Annotated in this window: 14 protein-coding genes; 13 read left to right on the top strand and 1 reads right to left on the bottom strand. The window is 34.2% G+C overall.

Annotation, left to right across the window (positions count from 1 at the left end; all coding sequences use genetic code 11):
• Window position 1 precedes the first annotated feature (1 nt).
• From BN863_RS10585 to BN863_RS10535, 13 genes are all read left to right on the top strand, one after another.
• A complete protein-coding gene (locus BN863_RS10585; protein ID WP_038530329.1) occupies window positions 2-1,738 on the top strand; it encodes a glycoside hydrolase family 2 protein in 1,737 nt (578 codons plus the stop codon).
• Between the two features lie 353 nt (window positions 1,739-2,091).
• Window positions 2,092-3,555: a sulfatase family protein gene (locus tag BN863_RS10580; protein WP_038530327.1), complete on the top strand. Its 1,464-nt coding sequence runs from the start codon at window positions 2,092-2,094 to the stop codon at window positions 3,553-3,555.
• Between the two features lie 243 nt (window positions 3,556-3,798).
• Window positions 3,799-4,977, top strand: coding sequence for an HYR domain-containing protein (locus BN863_RS10575; protein ID WP_038530325.1), 1,179 nt, complete (start codon window positions 3,799-3,801; stop codon window positions 4,975-4,977).
• Between the two features lie 88 nt (window positions 4,978-5,065).
• Complete coding sequence (locus tag BN863_RS10570; RefSeq protein WP_038530323.1) at window positions 5,066-6,307, top strand: family 16 glycosylhydrolase; 1,242 nt, start codon at window positions 5,066-5,068, stop codon at window positions 6,305-6,307.
• A gap of 295 nt (window positions 6,308-6,602) precedes the next feature.
• Window positions 6,603-9,218, top strand: a complete 2,616-nt coding sequence (locus tag BN863_RS10565) for a WD40/YVTN/BNR-like repeat-containing protein (RefSeq protein ID WP_038530321.1) — start codon at window positions 6,603-6,605, stop codon at window positions 9,216-9,218.
• A gap of 20 nt (window positions 9,219-9,238) precedes the next feature.
• Window positions 9,239-10,414 (top strand): sulfatase-like hydrolase/transferase, encoded by a 1,176-nt coding sequence (locus BN863_RS10560; protein WP_197539156.1) that lies wholly within the window; start codon window positions 9,239-9,241, stop codon window positions 10,412-10,414.
• Between the two features lie 63 nt (window positions 10,415-10,477).
• On the top strand, window positions 10,478-10,741 hold the full coding sequence (locus BN863_RS18675) for a hypothetical protein (protein WP_197539155.1): 264 nt from the start codon (window positions 10,478-10,480) through the stop codon (window positions 10,739-10,741).
• Between the two features lie 461 nt (window positions 10,742-11,202).
• Complete coding sequence (locus tag BN863_RS10555) at window positions 11,203-13,425, top strand: DUF7133 domain-containing protein (protein ID WP_038530320.1); 2,223 nt, start codon at window positions 11,203-11,205, stop codon at window positions 13,423-13,425.
• A 306-nt stretch (window positions 13,426-13,731) separates the two neighbouring features.
• Window positions 13,732-14,988, top strand: coding sequence for a glycoside hydrolase family 117 protein (locus BN863_RS10550; protein ID WP_038533488.1), 1,257 nt, complete (start codon window positions 13,732-13,734; stop codon window positions 14,986-14,988).
• Between the two features lie 21 nt (window positions 14,989-15,009).
• On the top strand, window positions 15,010-16,854 hold the full coding sequence (locus BN863_RS10545; protein ID WP_038530318.1) for a sulfatase-like hydrolase/transferase: 1,845 nt from the start codon (window positions 15,010-15,012) through the stop codon (window positions 16,852-16,854).
• Between the two features lie 206 nt (window positions 16,855-17,060).
• Window positions 17,061-18,896 carry a sulfatase-like hydrolase/transferase gene (locus BN863_RS10540; protein WP_038530316.1) on the top strand — a complete coding sequence of 612 codons (1,836 nt, stop codon included), beginning with the start codon at window positions 17,061-17,063 and terminating at the stop codon, window positions 18,894-18,896.
• Window positions 18,897-18,977: 81 nt separating this feature from the next.
• Window positions 18,978-19,127 carry a hypothetical protein gene (locus tag BN863_RS18475; RefSeq protein WP_158408995.1) on the top strand — a complete coding sequence of 50 codons (150 nt, stop codon included), beginning with the start codon at window positions 18,978-18,980 and terminating at the stop codon, window positions 19,125-19,127.
• Between the two features lie 201 nt (window positions 19,128-19,328).
• On the top strand, window positions 19,329-21,479 hold the full coding sequence (locus BN863_RS10535; protein WP_084817519.1) for a T9SS type A sorting domain-containing protein: 2,151 nt from the start codon (window positions 19,329-19,331) through the stop codon (window positions 21,477-21,479).
• Between the two features lie 166 nt (window positions 21,480-21,645).
• Here BN863_RS10535 and BN863_RS10530 read toward each other — a convergent pair whose 3' ends face one another.
• Window positions 21,646-22,791 carry a putative porin gene (locus BN863_RS10530; protein ID WP_038530312.1) on the bottom strand — a complete coding sequence of 382 codons (1,146 nt, stop codon included), beginning with the start codon at window positions 22,789-22,791 and terminating at the stop codon, window positions 21,646-21,648.
• Window positions 22,792-22,802 lie beyond the last annotated feature (11 nt).

The raw sequence follows: 22,802 nt of genomic DNA, 5'->3' as shown, positions 1-22,802 counted from the left end.
CATGAAGCAAGTGTTTGTACTTATCTGTATTACTGTTTTGATGTGTACATCTTGTAAAAATAAAGATGTAGTACAGCATGAGAACCTGTTTAACAATAAAATATCGTTAAATGGAACCTGGCAATTTTTGGCCTCTAATACGATGGCTGAAACAGATGTAATAATTCAGGATTACATTCAGTGGGATACGCTTAATGTTCCAGGAAATTGGGATACTAGAAAAAGATATACAGACTATGTAGGGAAAGGATTTTATCAGAAAAACTTTAAACTACCTGTTAATTGGAAAGAAAATCAGATAAGATTAAAGTTCGGAGCGGTTTATCAAACATCTAAAGTGTGGTTAAATGGAGAACTTTTAGGAACCCATGTTGGTGGTTATTTACCATTTGAATTTAATATTACAGAAAAGGTTAAAAAAGATGAAATAAACTCTATCGTTGTTATGGCAGATAATACAATCAAACGTGGAGCTTGGTGGGCTTGGGGAGGTATTAGTAGAGAGGTTTATTTAGAAGCCAATGAAGCTGTTCGTTTAATATCTCAACACATTGCTTCTGTACCCAATTTTAAAACTAAAGAAGTTGTTTTTTCTATAAAGTATAAAATTGAGAACAACGGAAATTCCCCTGTAAAGGTTAATGTTGTTTCTAATATTGAAGGCATTACTAAATTAGATAGTAAGTGGGTAAACGTAAAATCAGGAGAAGTTAAGGAAGCTGTTGTGACGTTTACCAGAAAGCTGTCAGATTTTAAATTGTGGCATTTCGATAGCCCTAACTTGTACAAGTTAAAAAGTGAATTATTGGTTAATGGCATAGCTCAGGATGAAGTTACAGACCATTTTGGAGTTCGCAAATTTGAAGTAGTTGGAGAACAGTTTTATTTAAATAATCAACCCGTTCGATTGAATGGTATAAATCGTGTACATGATCATCCGGATTACGGTAATACAGAACCGGATCACTTAATTGAGCAAGACATGCGAGATATAAAATCTTTAGGAGGTAATTTTTCTCGATTAATGCATGCTCCTCTATCAAAAAATCTATTAAATTTTTGCGATAAAAACGGATTTTTATTGGTAGAAGAAATTCCTGTTTGGGGCGATAACGACCCGAACGCAACGCCTAATAATCCATTAACCAAACAATGGATGAAAACTATGATTGAAAGAGATTTTAATCATCCATCTGTAGTCGGTTGGAGTGTCGGGAATGAACTAAGAAACGCCGATGGAGCATGGAGTGATAAAGCGCTTACTGCAAATCAATTTGGGTATGTAGAATCCATGTTAGACTATGTAGCAGAATTAGACAGCACGCGTTTAAAAACCTACGTAACGATTACTTCTTATAGAAAAGGAGAAATAGGAACAGAACCATATGAAAAAGTAGATTTTATCTCGATGAATAGTTATGGGAATGCTCCTGTTTTAGTAGAAAAAATACATGAAAAATTTCCAGGCAAACCCATTTTTGTTTCAGAAATAGGTTTAAGTCAGATAGGGCCAGCACCAGATGGAACCTTGAGCAATGAGATGGTAGGCTATCTAAAAGAGTTAAAAAAAATCCCTTATGTAACAGGAGTCTCGCCTTGGAGTTATAATGATTATAGAAGTAATTATAAAGGTACACCAGAATCAGGCTTTAGAGAGTGGGGTATTGTAGACGAACGTAGAAATAAAAAGAAAGCTTACTATCAATTAAAAGAGATTTTTAATTATTGGCAGGAATAAGATATTTTGAAGTATCTGTTTGGTATAACGCTTTTAACTAAAGTATTAAGTATAAGTGCATAGGGTATACCTAATGAATTAAAGAAAATTTATACACCTAAACCTTCTGAGAAATACTCGGAGGAGTTTAATGGAAACCAAGAAATATAATGTTTTTGATACCAAAAAAAGGCATTATAGAGAATCTACGAAAAAAGGATTAGGACAAGGTAAAGAGTTTATAAAAGAACCGATGGTCAAGTTTTATTAGCTTATAAATTCATGGAATCACATTCTAAATTTAAGAACGGAAAAGTGGTTCATGTAACTAACATGACTTAGTCTCCAATGGGGCCTTTGTAATAGTGAAAAAAATGAAATTAATACTTAAAAAATACGGGTTCAAAAGTATTTGTTTGTTGTTAGCTTTGATTACCTATCAGGTACAAGCACAACAAAAACGGTACAATATTGTTTGGATTAATGCCGACGACTTGGGAAGAGAGTTGTCTTGTTATGGTCATCCTGCAGTACATACCCCTAATATTGATGGTTTGGCAAAACAAGGTGTGTTGTATACCAATGCTTATGCAAATGCCCCCGTGTGTTCAGCAAGTAGATCGTCTCAAATTACAGGAATGTATCCTACAGCTATAAACTCGTTAGACCATAGAACTTTAAATGTGACTACTTTGCCTGATGGCATACAACCTATTACAGATTTTTTTAAACAAGCCGGTTATTTTGTGAGTAATGGAAATGGGTGGGATTTATTAAAAAGTGAAGGTAAAAAAGATTACAATTTTATTCCAGATATTAAATACGATGGGACAGATTGGAGCCAAAGAAAAAAAGGGCAGTCATTTTTTGCACAAGTACAAATTAAATATCCACATAGAACTTTTGTAAAAGATGAAGTTAATCCAATAAATCCGGATGATGTGGTGTTGCCTAAATGTTATCCAGACTACCCGTTATTAAGAGCGGATTGGGCAATGTATTTAGAGTCAGTTCAACATTGTGATGAGGTTGTAGGACAAATTTTAAACAAGTTAGAAGAAGATGGACTGGCAGAAAACACGGTTGTATTCTTTTTTGGAGACCATGGTCGTCCACATCTTAGAGATAAGCAATTTTTATATGAAGGAGGCTTGCAAATTCCCCTAATTATAAGATGGCCAAATCATTTAAAAGCAGGAGAAATAGATAAGCGTTTGGTGAGTTTGGTGGATGTTGCTGCTACAAGTCTAGCTATTTCAGGAATTAAAACTCCTTATGAATTACATGGGAAAGTGTATTTAGGAAAGCATAAAGAGAAGCGTAAATACATTTATGGATTTAGACAACGCACCGGTGATGCTGTAGAAAACATGAGAAGTATAACAGATGGCCGTTACAAACTAATTTGGAATAGAACCTATAATAGACCTTGGATGCAATTAAGTAGTTATAAAAAACTACAGTACCCAGCTTTTGCTTTATATCACTATTTACATAATAAAGGAGAATTAAAAGCTCCCTATAATCAGTTTATGGCGGCAACAAAGCCAGAATTTGAATTGTTTGATTTGGATAAAGACCCTATGGAATTTGAGAATTTGGCAGATAAAAAATCTTCTAAAAAAATACAGAATAAATTGTTTCAAATCTTAGCATCGCAGTTAAAAGAGTACGAAAAGAACATGGTTTTAGAAGATGACGTAACCATTGCTGAAGCTAAGAAAGGTTCTGAAATCTATTATGAAAAAGCATTGCAACAACAAAAATTAGAAATTTCCGTAGATGCTACTTATGAAGATATTGTAAAAGATTGGGAAAATCGTTTGTTAAAAAAATAAATTCGATATGAAATATATTAGTGTATTGGTTCTATTTGGTGGTTCAGATATTGTAGGCGAAAATGGTGTTTTACAGTCTTTTAATGTTCAGATTTCTTTAAAGTGAAACTTTAATTTTTTTTAAAACTAAAACTCTAACTTATATGTAGTTAATGACCATTTGTTGTTGTTTTAAAACCATTTAAACTGTTTTAGTCTCTTATTGAAGGATAATTTTGAAAACTAAACCAAAATTTATAAATCATGTTTAAATCAAAAATCATTTATATACCTTTTTTATCAATAATTTTTTTACTAATTGCTTGTAGCGAGGATAGTGAAGAAAATGACACGGTTAGTCCAACGCTATCCTGTCCAGAAGCTATGAATGTAAGTGTAGATACTTTTTCTAATGGAGCAGTAGTAACTTTTACAAGTCCTGTTGGAACAGATAATATAGCGGGATCAGTTACAACACAAACAGGTGGATTAGCCTCTGGAAAGGTATTTCCAATAGGAACAACTACTAATACCTTTACAACACGTGATGCAGCTGGAAATACCTCCACATGTAGTTTTAATGTAATAGTAACTAGAAAAGCACCATCAGAGGATCTTCCTTATTTTGTGATTGAAAACCCAACTCCAGTAGGAAAAAAATGGGCTAAAATTGAAAACCTTTCTGATGAATTTAATCAAACTGATGGAATTGATAGAACAAAATGGTATACAAAACCTGATATTGCTTCAGCTGGATGGTTTTGGACAGGTAGACCACCAGGATTATTTATAGAAGAATCGATAACTGTAGCTGACGGAAAATTAAAAATTGAAGCTAATAAATTACCTGCTACCAAAATAATAAATGGCAAAAGTTATGATTATTCAGGAGGGATTGTAAGATCCATAAATCAATGCAAAGTAGGGTATTATTACGAAAGTAAAATGAAGGCAAACAAGACATTTATGTCTTCGACTTTTTGGATGATGACTGAAGAGAATGCTTGTCCAAAAAGATTGGAATTGGATATTCAAGAATGTGTTGGAGAACTAACGCCAGGGGCTGATGCATGGGCGGTAAGTGGCAAATTTGATCAAATATTTCATTCAAATGCTTTTCATAGAACAAGTTGTGCCAACACTGTTGAAACAAGAAAGCAAGGGTCTGTCATTACTGATGTAAAAAACTGGAGTGAGTATATGGTTTATGGTTTTTGGTGGAAATCAGAAACGGAACTTTGGTTCTATTTAAACGGTAAATTAGCATACAAAATCACAAATCCCACAACAACTTTTGATCTCCCGATGTATTACAACCTAGCTGTTGAAACTTATGATTGGAATCCGCCTCACGCTGATGGAAAAGGCATGGAGAAATTCACGAAGGAAGAACGTTCAACACAATACGAATGGATTAGAACTTGGAAATTAGATGATAAATAAAATTAGGTAACGTTATAAATAACTGATACCCATTTTTAGGTTGAAATAGTTTTAACAATTTTGCTTTAGATAAAAAAACATCATAATTATGAAAAAATTAATAGTTGCAATTACTTTTATTTTGTCGGGTTCTAATTTCTTTGCTCAAGAATCAAAAAATAAATTCGACTACACAAAATGGGAATTAAAATGGGAAGATGATTTTAATTATAAAGACAGCCAGTTAGATGAATCTTGGGAATCGCAAAACGGCCCAAACAACCACATACTTTGTAGTAGATGGAGAGAAAATGTAGTGGTAAAGGATGGGGTTTTGCATTTAGAAAATAGAAAAGAAAAAAGAGGCGGGCAAGATTGGACTTCAGGAAGTATTTGGACAAGAAAACAGTTTAAGTACGGATATTTTGAAAGTCGTTATAAATATGCTGGCGCAGGTGCTACAAATAATTCTTTTTGGTTAATGACAAAAGGAGGCGAGCCTTCAGAAGGTAAACGTTTTGAAATAGATATTAATGAAGGACATTACCCGAATGAGGTTAGTACGAATATCCACAATTGGTCAGATTTTACCGTTTTACCTAATGGTAAAAAAACACACCCGAGTTATAATGAAATGTTCTTTTTTGGTACCAAACCAGATTATTCTATTCAATTAGAAATTCCTGTTGAAACTAAAAAAATACGTTTGACATCTAAACATAATTCGAGGTTTAATCTGGGGGAATTTAGAGTTTACGGCGTTAATGAATCCGGAGAATATCCAACCGTATTGTCGGAAACAGCAGATACAGATATTGCTGGTCTGGTTAACTATGCAAGAGCTAAAAATGTAAGCATTACTTCAAGTGGGTCGTATAAAGGAAACGCATCAGAAAACAATTTAGTAGATGGAAATCCTTTTACATCTTGGAGTACTCAAGATGAAGGTGAAAAATGGGTGGAGTTTACTTGGGATCAATTCATAAGAGTAGGTTGTATTCAGTTTACAAATGGCTGGAGAGATGAGAACAAAACGTGGCACAGTTTAGTAAACAATTATAAAGTACAATATTTTAAAGATGGTGAATGGAGCGATATTTCTGTTTTAGATGCAAGCAAAGACAATGATTTTTCAGAAGAATATCATACCTATGGTTTAGAGTGGAATGAAGATGAATTGGTGTTTTACTTTGATGGGAAAGAATTAAGAAGAACAAAGAATGATTTTTGTTTCAGTGAAGCTCCCATCTTTCTAAGTTTAGCCATCATAAAATGGCATGGAAGAGTTACCGATGAAATTGATGGAACGAGTATGAAAGTTGATTACGTGAGGTATTACCAAAAAAAATAAGGCTTAAAAATATCCCAGCTATTGGAACTAAATTCCAAACAGGAGATCACATGGGGCCATATGGAAATTCAGAAAACTATTTTGGAAATGATGACAATCCAATATAAATAGAGTTGACTTTCGACTTTCGATAAATAAAAGTAGATACTTCATTTTAGAATATCAAGCCACTCTAGTCTAGATTTAGATAGAATTGTTAGGGTAATAACACATTTGTTCTACTAGAAAAAACATATGTATGATTACTATGGAATTAACTTAAGTAGTTTTGAGTAAAAATATAGTTTTCATATAAATGAAAAGATTTTTATCCAGTATAGGCCTAGCTTTTTTTGTGCCACTTTTAGCATGTGCTCAACAAACAAAAAGTCAGCAACAGTTTTTTGAAACGATAAAAACAGAACGCATAATTTCTGATCCTTCTGTAATTTGGAAAAATTTTGGACCAGGAATGTCGGGGTATAATGAAGAATTTTGGTGTCATCCTACAGATACAAATGTCATGTTTATGGGGCCAGATATGCATGTTAGTTATGGAACATGGGATAATGGAAAATCGTGGCAAACCATTAAAGATTCTGACGGCGATGGTTTGGATATGGAACGAGTACATGACATCGCTTTCTCTGTGCAAAATCCAGATTTTGGAGTCGCTATTGAACGCGCAGGAGGAGTGTATTCTTCAAACGACAGAGGGAGAACTTGGCAAGAAATTTATAATATTCCTAGAACTCAAGGAAAACATGTAAGTAATGCACATACAAAAATTGCCATTAATCCTAAAAACCATAAAGAATGGTTGATTGGTGCAGGCGATTTTTGGAACGTAAAAGAGAATCATAGAAGCTTGGCTAAGCCGCATGGAAATATGCATCCTAGGGCAAGTTATGGCTATGTTTTAAAAACAACCGATGGTGGTAAATCTTGGACAAAGATTGCAACAGATATTTCTAAAGATTTAGATGTAGGTAGAATTATTTACGATCCAAGAAATACTAAAAACATAATTATAGCTACTAATTATGGCGTGTTTACGAGCAGTAACGAAGGAAAAGATTGGAAAGCAAGTCACCAAGGGTTACCTAATAATTTACCACGTGATTTAACCTCCTATTATAATGAGAAAACAGGTGAGTTTGTATTGTATTTAGTTGAACAAACCGTGTATGACAATAAAGGGAAAACCACTACTGCTAAAGGAGGTATCTATAAAAGTACCGATGGCGGAAAATCTTGGTCTAATATAACAGGAAACTTATTCTTCGATTTAAACGAAATCTCCTTTTCTGCTGAGATTGACAGATACTACAATACCATTGGCTATTGGTTTGGTAAAACTAAAACTAATATTAAGACTACTTTAAACGAATTACCTCAAGAGACCTTACCTGTGTTTAACCGTTTGGTGGTGAATCCTATAGATAAAAATGAAATCTATGTGGTTTTCAATAAAAAACATGACAAGTCGTTTGGGGCAGGCGATGCTTGGAAAACTTCTGATGGGGGTAAAACATGGATTGCTTGTACACGTCAAGGTACCTATTGGAACAGCAAAAAAGACACAGCATATTGGACTGGTAGAAATAATCCTATAGGAGCAAACGTAGAATTTGCTCATCTACAAACTTATATGGATAATGAGTCTGAGCGTTCAGGAAACCGTATGTTAGCTATAAATGTTAATGGTGATGTCTTTATGGGAATTGATCAACAAACCCTAAGAAGTACAGATCATGGAGATTCTTGGCATCAAATAGATGATTTTGAAACAGCTCCGGGAAGTAATAAATGGATTGGTAGAGGAGATAGTGATTTACCAGGGAGATACATGTTACACGAAACTGGAATTAAAGGAAGACGATTGTTAGCTAGTGGTGAGCATGGTTTGTGGCAAACAACAGGCTTAGGGGATTGGCCAGACAGGCAAGCAGTTGCTGTAGAGCAAATTGATGGTCAGGTTCATGATCACAGCGGAATGCATGGGCAACATTCAACATCTACTATTGCTGTACATCCTAAAGATCCTAACATCATTTACTCATTATCTTGGAGGCAAGAACATAGAGGGAAATTACGGAGAACCAAAGATGGAGGTAAAATTTGGGAGAATATTGCAACTATTTTAGAAGCAGACAATCCGTCGTATAGAGGTCTCGTAACACAATATTCATTGACTATAGATCCTAAAAATCCTAAAAACATGTATTTCTGTACGGTTAGAAACCCAATTGCAGAAGTAGGAAATGGTATAGCAGATTTAACCAAAGGGGGATTAGGGTTTTATCGTTCTTTTGATGGAGGTTATACTTGGGAATTAAGTAATAAAGGTTTTCATCCGAAAGCAAGTGTACGAAGAATAAAATTAGATCCTAAAAACCCGAGTACAATTTATGCAGCTTTAAATGATAATTCCGGAGGGTTATACAAATCAACTAACAAAGGAAGTTTTTGGGAAAAAATGAAAATTCCATCAGAAATAAAGGCAGTAAATAATGTGTTTATAGATAGGAATAGCCATAACATCTATATCGCTACGGGAAGACGAACAGGTACTTATGAAGAAGGAGGTGTAAGGAGAAGTAAAAACGATGGAGAATCTTGGGATAAAATTTTTAAAGCACCTTTTGTTTGGCAAGTCGAAACGTCTCCAATAGATGAAGATCTCATTGTAATTAGTGTTGCTGGTCAGGCAAGGCATATCGCAAATGAATTTAAGAATCCGGGAATTTACCTTTCTAAAGATGGCGCAGAAAGCTGGACAAAAATTAATAAAGGTTTAGGGCAACCAAATAAAATGGTAGATGTAAAACCAGATCCTTACAATAAAAATGTATTGTGGAGTGCAGGCTGGGGTTCAGGTTGGTTTATTACTTATCTGAATGGCTATGCAGAAGGATGGATGCAAGATTAAATAAAATAAAAAAACAACACATGAATTCTGAAAAATATACGTTTGTTTTATTAATTTTTATGTTATTTCTTAACATAACACAGGCTCAAGAAAAACCTAATTTTTTAGTTATTGTTGCAGATGATTTAGGCTATGCAGATCTTGGTTTTAATGGTTGTAAAGATATTGAAACACCAAATTTAGATCAACTAGCTAATAACGGTGTAAAATTTACAAACGGTTATGTTACGCATCCGTATTGTGGGCCTTCTCGAGCAGGATTAATCACTGGACGATATCAAGCGAGATTTGGGTTAGAAATAAACTTAACAAATTCTTATTTCGATGCGTATAATGGATTGCCAACTACAGAAAAAACCTTTGGAACAAGACTTAAAACTGCAGGGTATCGCACCGGTATTATTGGAAAATGGCATTTAGGAGGGGCTTATAACTTTCACCCCAATAATAGAGGGTTCGATTATTTTTATGGGTTTTTATCTGGCGGACATATCTATTGGCCTAAAAATGTGAACACTACGATTCCGTTAACGATTGGTACATCTAATAAACCGCATTATTCTGCTAATGAAGGTGGCTTTATGCCTTTGAAAAGAAATAATAATACAGCTGAATTTAATGAATACCTAACAACAGCTTTAAGTAAAGATGCCGCAAATTTTATAAAAGATAGCAAAGAACCATTTTGTTTATATCTTGCATACAATGCTCCTCACTCTCCTTTAGAAGCACCTAAAGAACTTATTAATAAATATTCAAATATTGAGCATAAAGAACGTAGGATTTATGCAGCTATGGTCGATGCTATGGACCAAGGAATTGGTATGGTAATTAAGGCTTTAGAAGAATCTGGTAAATTGGAGAATACTTTAATATTTTTTATTTCAGATAATGGAGGTATTGTTGATAATAAGAGGCAAGAATCGAAACCGCGAAACGAACATCAAGATTGGGGCGACAATAGTCCATATAGAGGAGGAAAAGGGTCTATGCTTGAAGGTGGTAATCATGTACCTTTTATAGCTTATTGGCCAAAAGGATTTAAAGGAGGCACAAGTTATAATTTACCTGTTTCATCATTGGATATTACTGCAACAATTGTCGCTCTGGGTAATGGAGATACTTCTGGGCATAAATTAGAAGGGGTTAATTTAATACCTTATATAAAAGGTGATAATAAAACGGCACCACACTAAGCCTTATATTGGAGAGGGTATAGTGGTAAAGATTGGGCAGTAAGAACACCAGAAGCAAAATATATGAGTAGAGGTGATAAAAATGGAGGCGGGCGTATGTTAGTTGATATGGTAAAAGATCCCTTTGAAAATATAAACATTTTAAATGAAAAACCAGAACTTCAGAAAAAGATGGCCAAATTATGGAACGATTGGAATGCAAAAAACGAACCTAACAAATATTTGCCAGCTGGAGCTTACCAAAAAGCTCGTTTAAATTTTTATGAAGATTTAAGAAAAAAGTTGGATGAAGCAGCGGCAAAAGAGAAACTTTTAGTTATTGACTAAAACCATTATTCAATAGACAATTTATTATAGAGGCTGTATGTGATTTTTAAAATATTTATAGAATTTGCTATTTTCTATTAGGTAAGAATGATAGATGTATAACCAAATTCTAATAATAAATATATATAGTCTTACTGCAGTGCTCTGTTACAAATTTAATTTGTGAATGTAAATGATTAATAAAATGATGAAGTTTAACAGTAATAAAATAGTTAGGGTATTCATCCTCGCTTATTTATTCATATACGCACAAGTAAAAAAAGCTCCTAATGTCATTTTAACATATAATCAAGGAATTGAGGGCTAAGATTGTTGTGTAAATAAATGATTATAAATCAAAATACACAAATGTTCCATGTAAAGAGTCTATAAGATAACTGCTTTTATGAAAGAAATTAATAACTAAATCAAAAAGAATAATAAAGTTCAAAATAAACATACTAACACAATAATTTACATTTATGAATTTCATTAAAACTTATGCAATATTTTTTTTAGGAATAGCACTTTTGGGGTGTAATGAGAAAAAAGAATACACAGACAATATTTATACAAAACCAGAAATTGTAAAAGATCCTGCTATTAATTTTTTATCTCCAGAAGAGAGTATGGAAACTATGCATCTTCCAGAGGGGTATGATATTGAGTTGGTTGCGAGTGAACCTATGATTAATGAACCCGTAACGATTGCATGGGGTCCAAATGGGAAGCTTTATGTTGCAGAAATGTTAACCTATATGCAAGATATTGATGGTACAAATCAAAATGAGCCATGGAGTAGAGTTTCTGTATTAGAAGATCTAGATGGAGATGGTAAAATGGACAAAAGTACAGTATTTATAGATAGTCTTATTTTACCACGTATTCTATTACCGTTAGATAATCGCGTTATTGTAGGGGAAACGTATAATAGGAGTTTGTATAGCTATAAAGATACCAATGGAGACAATATAGCCGATGTTAAAGAACTAATATTAGAAGAACCAAAAAGAGATAATGCTAATCTAGAACATCAGTCGGCTAGTATGCTTTGGAGTATAGATAACTGGTTATATGTTTCTAGCAAGTCACTACGGTATCGTTTTACAAAGCGAGAAATGGAAATAGATACGCTTAGTGATGCACCAAACGGCCAATGGGGATTGACAGAAGATGAAAATGGGCAATTATTTTATTCAAGTGCGGGAGGAGAAGTCCCTGCTTTAGGGTATCAACAACATCCTGTTTATGGTAATTTAGAAATGCCTGGTAAATGGGAAGAAGGTTTCGAGGCAGTTTGGCCAATTATTGGAACACCAGATGTGCAAGGAGGAGAATTTAGACTACGGGAAGATGGTACTTTAAATCACTTTACAGCAAGTTGTGGGCAGTCCATATTTTTGGGAGATCAATTACCTGCCTATGGGGATTTATTTATTCCAGAACCGGTTGGTAGATTAGTTAGAAGAGCCAAGGTAGAGCATATTAACGGGAAAACAGTTTTAAGAAACGCATACCCACAAACCGAGTTTTTAGCCTCAACGGATGCTAACTTTAGACCAGTGGAAACTAAAACCGGACCGGATGGATGTTTGTATGTGGTGGATATGTATCGTGGTATTATTCAAGAAGGTACATGGGTACGAAAAGGTAGTTTTTTACGTCCGGTAGTGGAACGAAAAAAATTGGATAGAAATATTGGAAAAGGGAGGATTTATAGAATTGTCCATAAAGAAATGAAACCCACAAAAATGGAACCTTTGTTAGAGAAATCTTCGGATGAGTTAATTGATTATTTAGCGCATCCTAATGGTTGGTATCGTATAAATGCACAAAAATTATTGGTTCTAAGAAACGATAAAGCAAGCATCCCAATCTTAGTTGGTAAGGTTACTGGCGGCACTCCTCATTTGGGGGCTTTATTTACGTCTACAGATTATGCTTTGGGTAGGTTACATAGTTTATGGACTTTAGAAGGTATGGATGCTTTAGATACAGGTCTGGTTATTAAAGCGATGCAGGATGAGGATGCTCGAGTTAGAATGGCAGCTTTAAGAATTAGTGATCGCTATATAAAAGACAAAAACGCTGAGGTGTTTGCTGCGGTTAAAAGCTTGCAAAATGATCCGGTTGTCGAGGTGAAAGAACAGCTTATTTTGACGCTTCGATCAAGTAAAACTAAAGAGGCAAAGCAAATTGCACAAGCTCTAATGGATTCAAATCAAAACAATGAGGTGATTACCGCTATGGCAAAACAAAACATAGAGGAGGTTCCTTTAGAAGTTGAAAAACTAAAAAAACAATACGTTTTAGAACATGCGTCTGTGAGAGGAAGAATACTTAGTGGGTATCAAATTTTTAAAAATGTATGTTCTGCTTGTCACGGCATGGATGGTAAAGGAATTGAAGGTTTAGCACCAACATTAGTTGGTTCTCCAAGAGTAAATGCAAAAAATCATGAAATTCCTTTAAAAATATTAATGAATGGTTTAACAGGTCCTATCGATGGTAAAGAATATTCTGGTGTTATGGTAGGAATGAAAGAACAAGATAACCAATGGATGGCCGATATTTTAACCTATATACGTTTGCATTTAAATGATGCTAGTGCTGTAGGTCCATGGCAAAATATGGAAAAAGTTAGAAAAGAAGTTGAAAACAGAGAGTCGTATTGGACTATAGAAGAGTTAATGAAAAGTAATTAAAGCTGTTGTTTTAATACAGTCTAAAACATTAATATCAATAAAAAATATTAATAAGTAAAGACATGTAATTTTAAAGTTTATATCAGATTAAGACATCTTAAAGGCGGATAGCTCCGACCTTATTAATTTGGAAGTATAACTTGGTGTTGAAAACGGACATGAGGTTAAAAACCTATATCATTCCGTTATCTATATTCAAAAATATAAAAAAAAGTTGATGCAATTAACGGTTCAGACCGCCGTAAACACTTATAACGAAACTTGGGACATAAACGAGATAATTATAGAATAATTAAAGATAAAACTATGAAACTAAAACTTTTAACCATCATGGGTGCGGTATTTCTGATGGCTTGTCAACAAAATACAAAAGAAACTCAAGTGGCTTCAGATAAAGAAACACAAGGCGCTTTCCCGTTTATACTGCCAAAAGAAAAACCAAACAGACCACTAAGTGCTGCCATGGAGCGTATTTATAACAACTATCAAGGACCGCAACCGCAAGACAACGAGCTGTTCAGTCAGTTTAAATATACCGAGCTAAAAGGGTTTGATTATAATAATTATGACGGTACTATATCTAGACGCGACCCTTCAAAAGTAATATTACATAACGGTAAATACTACATGTGGTACACCTATCGCAATACACCAACACCTCCTCAAGGTGCTCAAAAAAGTAATGATACCATTCCTTCTGCAGACTGGGATTTAGCTGAAATCTGGTATGCTACTTCTACCGACGGGTTTACATGGGAAGAACAAGGCGTAGCCATAAAACGCCCAGAAAAACCATTAGTAGGTTGGCGTTCGGTTACTACAACAGATATTTTAGAGTGGGAAGGTAAATATTACTTGTATTATCAAGGGTTTATGGAGGCAAGTGGAAAACGTGGCGATGACTGTCCGGTGGCTGTTTCTTATGCCGATTCTCCTGATGGTCCATGGACTCCAGCTAATAAAATTATAATCCCCAATGGAGCCGAAGGTGAGTGGGATCAATACTCAATTCATGATCCGTATCCTTTGGTTCATGATGGAAAAATTTATATTTATTACAAATCCGATTTTGGTGAGCAACCACATAAAGTGCGTATGCAAGGTTTGGCCATAGCCGATAATCCTTTAGGGCCTTTTAAAAAGCATCCTTTAAACCCCTTAATTACCTCAGGTCATGAAACCTCTTTATTTCCTTTTAAAGAAGGAGTTGCAGCTTTGGTATATAAAGATGGTCCAGAACACAATACGATTCAGTATGCTAAAGATTGGGTGAATTTTGAAATAGCCTCAATTACAGAGTTAATGCCTTATGCGTCAGCGCCATACGTTCCTGACGCTTTTACAAATACAACTGACGGAAGAGGGATTACTTGGGGTATTGCTCATTTTATTAACGTAACAGGCGATTGGAATAATTTCTGTTCAAAATTAGTGCGTTTTGATTGTGATTTAAGCAGAGATATTCACGATCCAGAAATGAAAGAACATCGTGTAAATCATAGACCAGATGTGTATTACAGGCAAGGGCTAAGTAAAAAACAATTAGAGCGAATAAATAAGTAAACGACTAATTACCTAAGGACTATGAAGAAATTATGTATAAATTTTTTTGGATTTATTTTATGTTCACTTAATTTAATAGCGCAAGAAACTCCCTTAAAACAGCCAAATATATTATGGATAGTCACCGACGATCAACGTGCCGATGCCTTACAATGTTATAACGAAGCCACTACAGGGAAAAAAGAAAGTGCTTTGGGGTATGTTTCTTCACCTAATATAGATAAACTGGCTAAAGAAGGTGTATTGTTTACTAATGCATACAATAATTCCCCTGCCTGTGGCCCATCTAGAGGCTCTATGATTTCTGGTCGTTACCCGTTTAGAACGGGACATTTCGGATTTGAATTAACACACCAAAATCCAGATTTTGTAAAACCGTCTTTCCCACAAATTTTGCAAAAGGAAGGCTATGTTACCGCGCTCTTTGGTAAAGGTGATTCCTATATTTATAAGTGGGGACCAGGACAAGGATATAGAGATGCAGGGCATTATAACTATAAAGTTCATTTTAAACACGATTTACAGAAGCATGATGTTGGAGATTTATGGGCGCAGCCTGTTTACCAAAAAGGATCTTGGCAAAACATTGGAACAGAAGAGCGGGTTAAATTTCCTGATGGTACTTTGGAGCATTATTTCATAAATAAAGAAACAGGCGAACTAAGTGCTGAAGACATTCAAAAACGAAAAGATATAGAAGCTAAATTCGAAATTTTAAGATCCTATACCAGATTCAATAAAGATTTAATTTTAGGAGGGGAAAACCCTTTGCCTTCGGGCCAAACCGTAGATGCTAAAATTGTAGAAGAATTTAAATTGTATTTAGCGAATTCAAGCACTGAATTTAAAACGACTTGGGGCGCAACACACAATGGTGCTGATACTAACAAACCTTTAATGGTTAACTTAGGCTTTCACTTGCCACATACTCCTATTTTACCTCCAAATGCGGTTCGAGATACATTCAAGAAATATAAATACAAGGTTCCAGAATTTAGTGAAAAGGAATTGGAACACATGCCGCCACAAATACATCGACTGTATAAAAATCTTAATTTCACTAACCTAACAGATAATGAAAAACAACAAGCTATTCAAGATTATTATGCTTTTTGTGCTTACGGTGATGCTTTAATTGGCGATGCTGTTTCGGCCTTTAAACAGTATTGCGAAAAAAATAAACAAGAATACCTTATTGTGTTTACAGTTGGCGATCATGGTTGGCATTTGGGAGAGCAAGGTATAGAAGCTAAATTTGGGCCTTGGGATAAATCGACTAATGGTGCTATGATTGTTGTTTCTTCTGATAAAAACAAAGTTCCACAGGGTACGGTTCAAAATCAATTTATTGAATATGTAGATATTGCTCCAACTATCCTTTCTTCAAGTGGCATAGATATTTCTACAGAGGCGTATAATTTTTTAGATGGTGTTAATATGTTTAATGTTATAAAAAATAATGAAGAAGTGCGGGACTACATCGTGGGAGAAATAAATTTAGTGGCAGGCCCAAGGGCATATTTAAGATCAAAAGATTTTGCGTTTTCTATGCGTACAAGACCTTCGGTTAAAAAATTAAAGCCAAACGAAAATGTAGAATGGGCCTTGAATTGTCCTATTGATAAAGCAGAACTGGTGTTATATGATTTAAGGGTAGATCCAAACGAACATAAGAACCTCGCAAACGATAAACGATATAAAGATTTGTCCGCTTGGTTTAGATTAAAATTAGGAAATATAGTTTTAGGTGATGGAAGAATTGAATGTGATTGGTCTAAGCCTAATACCTATAATATTAGCAATTTTGCTAAAGGTGCACACGATAAGGTTTTAAATATTCCACAGCATATTATTCCAAAAATTTAATAGCAACACGTTTAATAAACAAAAAAACAATGTGTCATTTATTCTTTATGTAATAATTTCTATTTCAAACTTGACGAGTAATAATATTTAAGAGGTACATGTTTACTCAATTGGAATACCATGGGTTTAAGATTCTGTATCTATTTAGTAAAATTAGTATTAAACCTATCAATAAACTTTAAAATTTTAAGACCTAAATAAAATATATGAAAAATTTAAAGCCCATTATTTTTTTTACTGTAACGCTATTAATTATAGCAGTTAAAACAAATGCACAAGAACAAAAACCTAATATTTTATACATCTTAACAGATGATCAAAGGTACGATTCTGTAAAAACATTCAATCAAGAAATAGATGGGCGAGAAATGAGCGAGTTGGGTTATATAGAATCTCCAGAAGTAGATAAACTTGCTGCACAAGGAACTACATTCATCAATACGTATGTTCAAGCAGCAGGTTGTGCGCCTTCTCGAGCTGTTATACTGCAAGGGCGTTATACATTTCGCTCGGGTGTTTATGAGTTCGAATATCATAATAATGTAGCAGAACATATGAAACCATCTTTACCAGAGCAAATGGTAACATTGGGGTACCAAACATTTCATGTCGGTAAATTAGGATATCGATTAAAAGAATTAACACCTAGTGGTAAAACCAAGGATTATAAAGTTTTTCAAACAGATATCAATTTTAGGCCTCTAGGAAAAGAAGGTTTTACCGATTATTCTGGTGGTGGCTGGTGGAATGAAGTTGATGGTGTAAAATACGATAAACCGATTACTGATATCCATTTTTTTGTTACGCCTGAGAGAAATTTTGAATATATTTCAAAACAATTAAATGAAAAAACAGACAAATACGAACATGTAGCTCAGGAAGTAACTAAAAAGTATGACTTGATAAGGCATTATAAAGTAGGTAAAAAGGAGTCTATTTATGATGGTATGATTATTTCTGGTGTTAGTCCTAGAAAGGCAGGAGAGACTAGAGATGGTTATTATGCCCATTTTTTTAATGAGTACTTGGTTCATGAGAATCAGCAATTTAATGCAGGAAAACTAAATTTTCAAGGGGTTGATCCTTCCAAACCAGTATTTGCGCATATTGGTTTCGATTTTCCTCACACGCCTGTCTTACCTCCAGCCGATTTTCGCGAACGTTTTCAAAAATACACGTATAATATTCCTGATTTTAGCGAAAAGGAATTTGCAACAATGGCAAAACAAATGAAACGACAAATAACTAGTAAACCGTCTTATCATTTTTCCTATGAAGAAAAGCAAAAAATGATTCAAGACTATTACGCTTTTTGTGCTTATGGTGATCAGTTAGTAGGAAAAGCAACTAAAGATTTTATTGCTTACAGTGAAAAAAATAATCGTCCTTGGCTAATAATCTATGTTTGTGGAGATCATGGTTGGAAATTAAACGAACACGGAGGCGTTTCTAAATTCACACCTTGGAAATGGGATACGCATAATCCGGTTATTGTGGTGTCTTCAGATAAAAATAAGTTCCCCGCAGGTAAAGTGGTAAAAGAATTTACAGAATTTGTAGACATTGCTCCAACGGCATTAGCAGCCGCAGGTGCAGATTTAAACCAAGAGAAATTCAATTATTTAGACGGTTTCGATTTGGCTAAAGTAGTATCAAAAGAAGCTCCTGTTAGAGATTATATCATTGGCGAAAGTCATGCTGTAACGGGGCCAAGAGCATATATTAGAACTAAAGACTATGTACTGTCCCTACAAACAAGACCCTCAAAAAAAGAAGGCGAAAACATGAAATGGGCACTTATTGCTTCTTGGGAAGATTTAGATCCTGCTTTATACGACCTTACAAAAGACCCTAGAGAAGTAAATAATGTAGCATTTAAAAAACAGTATAATGATATTGCAACAAAAATGAAAGAAAAGCTCTTAAATATTGTATTAGGAGATAATCGTGTTGAGGTCGATTGGGAAAAGTGGGGAACCGGTACCAAAGTGTATCGTAGCAATTTTGCTCCAGATGCTCACGACTATAAATTGAAATTATAAATTAAACCCCAAAAAATAAAGATAGTTAAGCTTATTTACGGCATTACCTTTTTAGGTATCGATAACTGTTTAAATAAAAGCGTGCAGGATTTTCAATCTAATAAAGTACTAACTTCTAAAGGATGGGCTTTAGTACTAGTGGAATCATTTAAAGGAAAAACAGGAACTGTAATAATCAATGCAACATCTCCAACTTTTAAAAGTAACTCGGTAGATATCCAGATGCAATAATATTATCAAGTAAAATAAAGTAATGCAATGAGTAGAGTTTAAAGATAGTAATTAGTTGTGCATTGTAAAGTGGTGAATATTTTTGAAAAATTAAATCCTGCTACATTTATATAAAACATATCATCCTAATAAAAAAACATTTGTTCTAACCCTTGGTGTTTTAATGTCTTAATATTGGTTAAATAACTAAACCTTAAACTTATGTATTTGTCATTAAATAGCATGCTTAAATTTCTACTCTTCTTTGCATTAACATCTAGTTCATCTTTATTCGCGCAGCATATTTATGTAGCAACCGATGGAAATGATTCAAACAATGGAACTATTAATAATCCGTACCTCACATTCAATAAAGCGGTATCCATGATGTCTCCAGGCGATGTATGTATAATACGAGGTGGGATTTATAATCAAGAATTAACAATTGATAAAAATGGAACTTCGGGTAATTATTTAACTTTTAAAGCTGCCGAAGGTGAAGATGTTCAAATTAGAGCAACATCGGTAGTTAATGGTTGGCAACAACATTCTGGGGCTATTTATAAGGCGAGTGTGGATATGGCTATTGAAAGTCGTTTTCGTGTAATATATCACAATAGTGAATATATGGATTTGGCGAGGTGGCCAAATAATGTAGATAATAATAGGTGGACTGTAGATTGTGTACCTGTAACGGGGGGAGATGGCTCTCAATTCACACTAAGTGAAATTCAAGATATCGATTGGACCGGTGGTTTAGTATATTATTTAGGTGCACATTCAGGAACTAGTTGGACAAGAACCGTTACATCAAGTTCTACTAGTAGTGTGAATTTTACAGAGGTTGATATCACGAAATGGCCATTCAATCCTCACAATCCAACCGTTTGGAGAAATAATCCTGGAAATAATAGAGGACAATTATACTTGTTTAATAAACTGGAAGCTTTAGATTTTGCTAGAGAATGGTATTATGATGCCTCTAATAAAACCCTTTATTTTCAGGCGGCAGATGGAAATATGCCAGCAGATGGCACAGTTGAATATGCTACCCATAAATATGCCGCTCAACTATACGGCGATTATATACAATTAGAAGGGATTAATTTTTTTGGAGGGAGCATAAAAATTCATAATAATGCCGATAATAATAGTATAATAAATTGCAAAATCACGCATGGAAGTGAAGGTCATGACGACTTAAATAATACTTCTGCTCAGGTTCCCGAGGCTGCAATAGAGGTTTTGGGTGATAATACTGTTATAAGCGGATGCACAATTAACCATAGCTCGGTAAGTGGTATGGCTATAGCAGGATGGGCTGCAGAAAATGGTTTAATTGAAGGTAATTATATTAGTAATATTAATTATGTTGGGATTCACGCGTCTCCAATTCGAACGTCAACTAACAATCTTAAAGTTTTAAAAAACACCATAGTTAACGCGGGAAGAGATGGTATGTACGTAAATGGTAGCAATTGTGAAGTCGCTTATAATGATGTGTCTGCATCTCAAAGAATAAATAGTGATTCAGGAATTTTTTATGTGGTAGGGAATGCTTCCTTAAAGAACACCGAAATTCATCATAATTGGTTTCATGATGCTACAGCACCAGCATATTCTCATGCTGTTAATGAGCCAGCTAAAGCAGCCGGAATTTATTTAGATAATAATAGTAAAGGCTACACTGTACACCATAACGTGGTTTGGAATATTTCCTGGAGTGGTTACCAAGTAAATTGGAATAATACCAATTTAGATTTCTTTCAGAATACAATCTGGAATGCAGAACGTGCTATGGATTCTTGGGTAAATGGCTACACTCAAGAAAACAATAAGATTTATAACAATTTTTCTAGTATTGGTGATTGGTATAGTGGAACACCTACAGATTTTGATATTCAAAATAACCTGATTTCAGAGACTTCTCCCTTTGTAGATGTGGCAAACCAAAACTTTATGCCAAAAGCAGGAAGTGCTGTTGTAGATCAGGCGATGATTATTCCTGGTTTTAATCAAGCATATGTAGGAAGTGCACCTGATATTGGAGCTTATGAATTAGGTGGAACTGCTTGGACCGCTGGTGTTCATGCTATTGAAGATACAGGCGAAGTTCTTAGTGTTGAAGATTTAGATGAAACACAAGAAGTATATTTATATCCTAACCCAGTGAAGCATGGAAGATTGAAAGTTGGTAATTTGAAACAAAGCTCTACTTATGTTATTTGGAATATGCAGGGAAGTATCGTGAAAACAGGGAGAATTTCAACAAATGAAAATGTTGATGTTTCACATTTAAATACCGGTATTTATTTGGTTAAGATAAAGAATCAAGATATTGCTTTAATAAAACGTTTAGTGTTTTTAAATTAATTGTGTTATCTACTTAATAAAACCCTTAAACGGATTTTTAAAAAAAAGCCAACTTAATAAGTTGGCTTTTACAATTGTAGTAATATCAAATATTTAAACCTGTAAATAGTTTATGGTTGCCTTTGCCAATTTTATGAAATATAACTTTAGCTTAGATGGTTGTTATTTAAAATTGAATGTTAAAATCTAATCTTACTCGATTTCCTGTCTCTTTAGCAATATCAAACGGTTTAATCTGATCTACAGTAAAAAATCTCATTTTAAGATTCATGTTTGCGGCAAGTGCATATCCTGCCATAACTTCAAATCCTTTAAAGTTTGTTAATCTACCATCAGGAGAGCCTTGTGAATTATAATCCCATCTTGCCCAATCATTTTGAGCCATAAAATCAACAGCAGCAAATCGTTCTAAATGGGTATAGGTTACTAGTGCTTTCCAATCTCCTTTTTTGTTTAAATGACCAATACTAGCAGTTGTTACAATACCTTTTTTTTGATTTTTGAATTGTTGTGAAATAGAATCATTACTCGAATAGTCTTTTAAATTTTCATAAAAATCCATTGCAAAAGTGATGTTAGGCTTTTTAGCTACTTCTATTTTTGCACCCATATGGATAATAGCATAGTCCACTGTATAGGTTTCGTTGCCATCTGGTATGTTCGAAATATTATTAAAATAATAAAAAGATGGAAATAGCATAAGTTTATTATTCCAATGTGTAGTAACTAATTGAAGTCCTTCAAAATAACTGTCGGCGTCTAGAGATGTGCCCTTAGATTCAATAATAAAATGCCCAGTATTAACTTGTAACGATTCAATAAATTTATTTTCAAATTTGAATTTACCTCGTAATAAAATACCTTCAGGGAAGACATTGTCACTCCAAAATAATTCATTAGTTTTTTCGAAAGGATATGTGTTTTTTCCAACCCAAGCAGAGAACCAATTAAAACTAAAACCAGCAAAAGCTCTTTCAAAACCTATTGGTATCGTACTAAATTCTTTAAATCCATCTCCTAAAGTTAACTGTGGGTCTTGTTGTTTCTTAGGGTCACCAGTACGTAATCGTAGTCCAAATGAAAAGTGTTCATTATGGTTGTAATACGCAGCAATTCGGGCTCTATAGCGCAACCGAGTTCTGTCTTCACGAAAACTACCATCAGGTTTTTTAGAGTCCCAATCTTGTTCTACTCTAAATCTGAAATCTCCTGAAAAAGTAAGCTTCTTTGTTTCAATACTATCTCTTTGAGCGTTTAGGGTAATTGAGAATGATAAACATAGTAAAATTAGGAGGGTGGTTTTTATTGGCATTATAAGTTGTA

The organism is Formosa agariphila KMM 3901 (assembly GCF_000723205.1).
GTDB lineage: Bacteria > Bacteroidota > Bacteroidia > Flavobacteriales > Flavobacteriaceae > Formosa > Formosa agariphila.
Note: the sequence above shows the minus strand (reverse complement) of the source record. Positions and strands in the feature narration are given on the sequence as shown.

Bases quoted from the DNA above. Each gene is read 5' to 3' on its own strand.
- BN863_RS10585 (WP_038530329.1), top strand. From the start codon at position 2: ATGAAGCAAGTGTTTGTACTTATCTGTATTACTGTTTTGATGTGTACA.
- BN863_RS10580 (WP_038530327.1), top strand. From the start codon at position 2,092: ATGAAATTAATACTTAAAAAATACGGGTTCAAAAGTATTTGTTTGTTG.
- BN863_RS10575 (WP_038530325.1), top strand. From the start codon at position 3,799: ATGTTTAAATCAAAAATCATTTATATACCTTTTTTATCAATAATTTTT.
- BN863_RS10570 (WP_038530323.1), top strand. From the start codon at position 5,066: ATGAAAAAATTAATAGTTGCAATTACTTTTATTTTGTCGGGTTCTAAT.
- BN863_RS10565 (WP_038530321.1), top strand. From the start codon at position 6,603: ATGAAAAGATTTTTATCCAGTATAGGCCTAGCTTTTTTTGTGCCACTT.
- BN863_RS10560 (WP_197539156.1), top strand. From the start codon at position 9,239: ATGAATTCTGAAAAATATACGTTTGTTTTATTAATTTTTATGTTATTT.
- BN863_RS18675 (WP_197539155.1), top strand. From the start codon at position 10,478: ATGAGTAGAGGTGATAAAAATGGAGGCGGGCGTATGTTAGTTGATATG.
- BN863_RS10555 (WP_038530320.1), top strand. From the start codon at position 11,203: ATGAATTTCATTAAAACTTATGCAATATTTTTTTTAGGAATAGCACTT.
- BN863_RS10550 (WP_038533488.1), top strand. From the start codon at position 13,732: ATGAAACTAAAACTTTTAACCATCATGGGTGCGGTATTTCTGATGGCT.
- BN863_RS10545 (WP_038530318.1), top strand. From the start codon at position 15,010: ATGAAGAAATTATGTATAAATTTTTTTGGATTTATTTTATGTTCACTT.
- BN863_RS10540 (WP_038530316.1), top strand. From the start codon at position 17,061: ATGAAAAATTTAAAGCCCATTATTTTTTTTACTGTAACGCTATTAATT.
- BN863_RS10535 (WP_084817519.1), top strand. From the start codon at position 19,329: ATGTATTTGTCATTAAATAGCATGCTTAAATTTCTACTCTTCTTTGCA.
- BN863_RS10530 (WP_038530312.1), bottom strand. From the start codon at position 22,791: ATGCCAATAAAAACCACCCTCCTAATTTTACTATGTTTATCATTCTCA.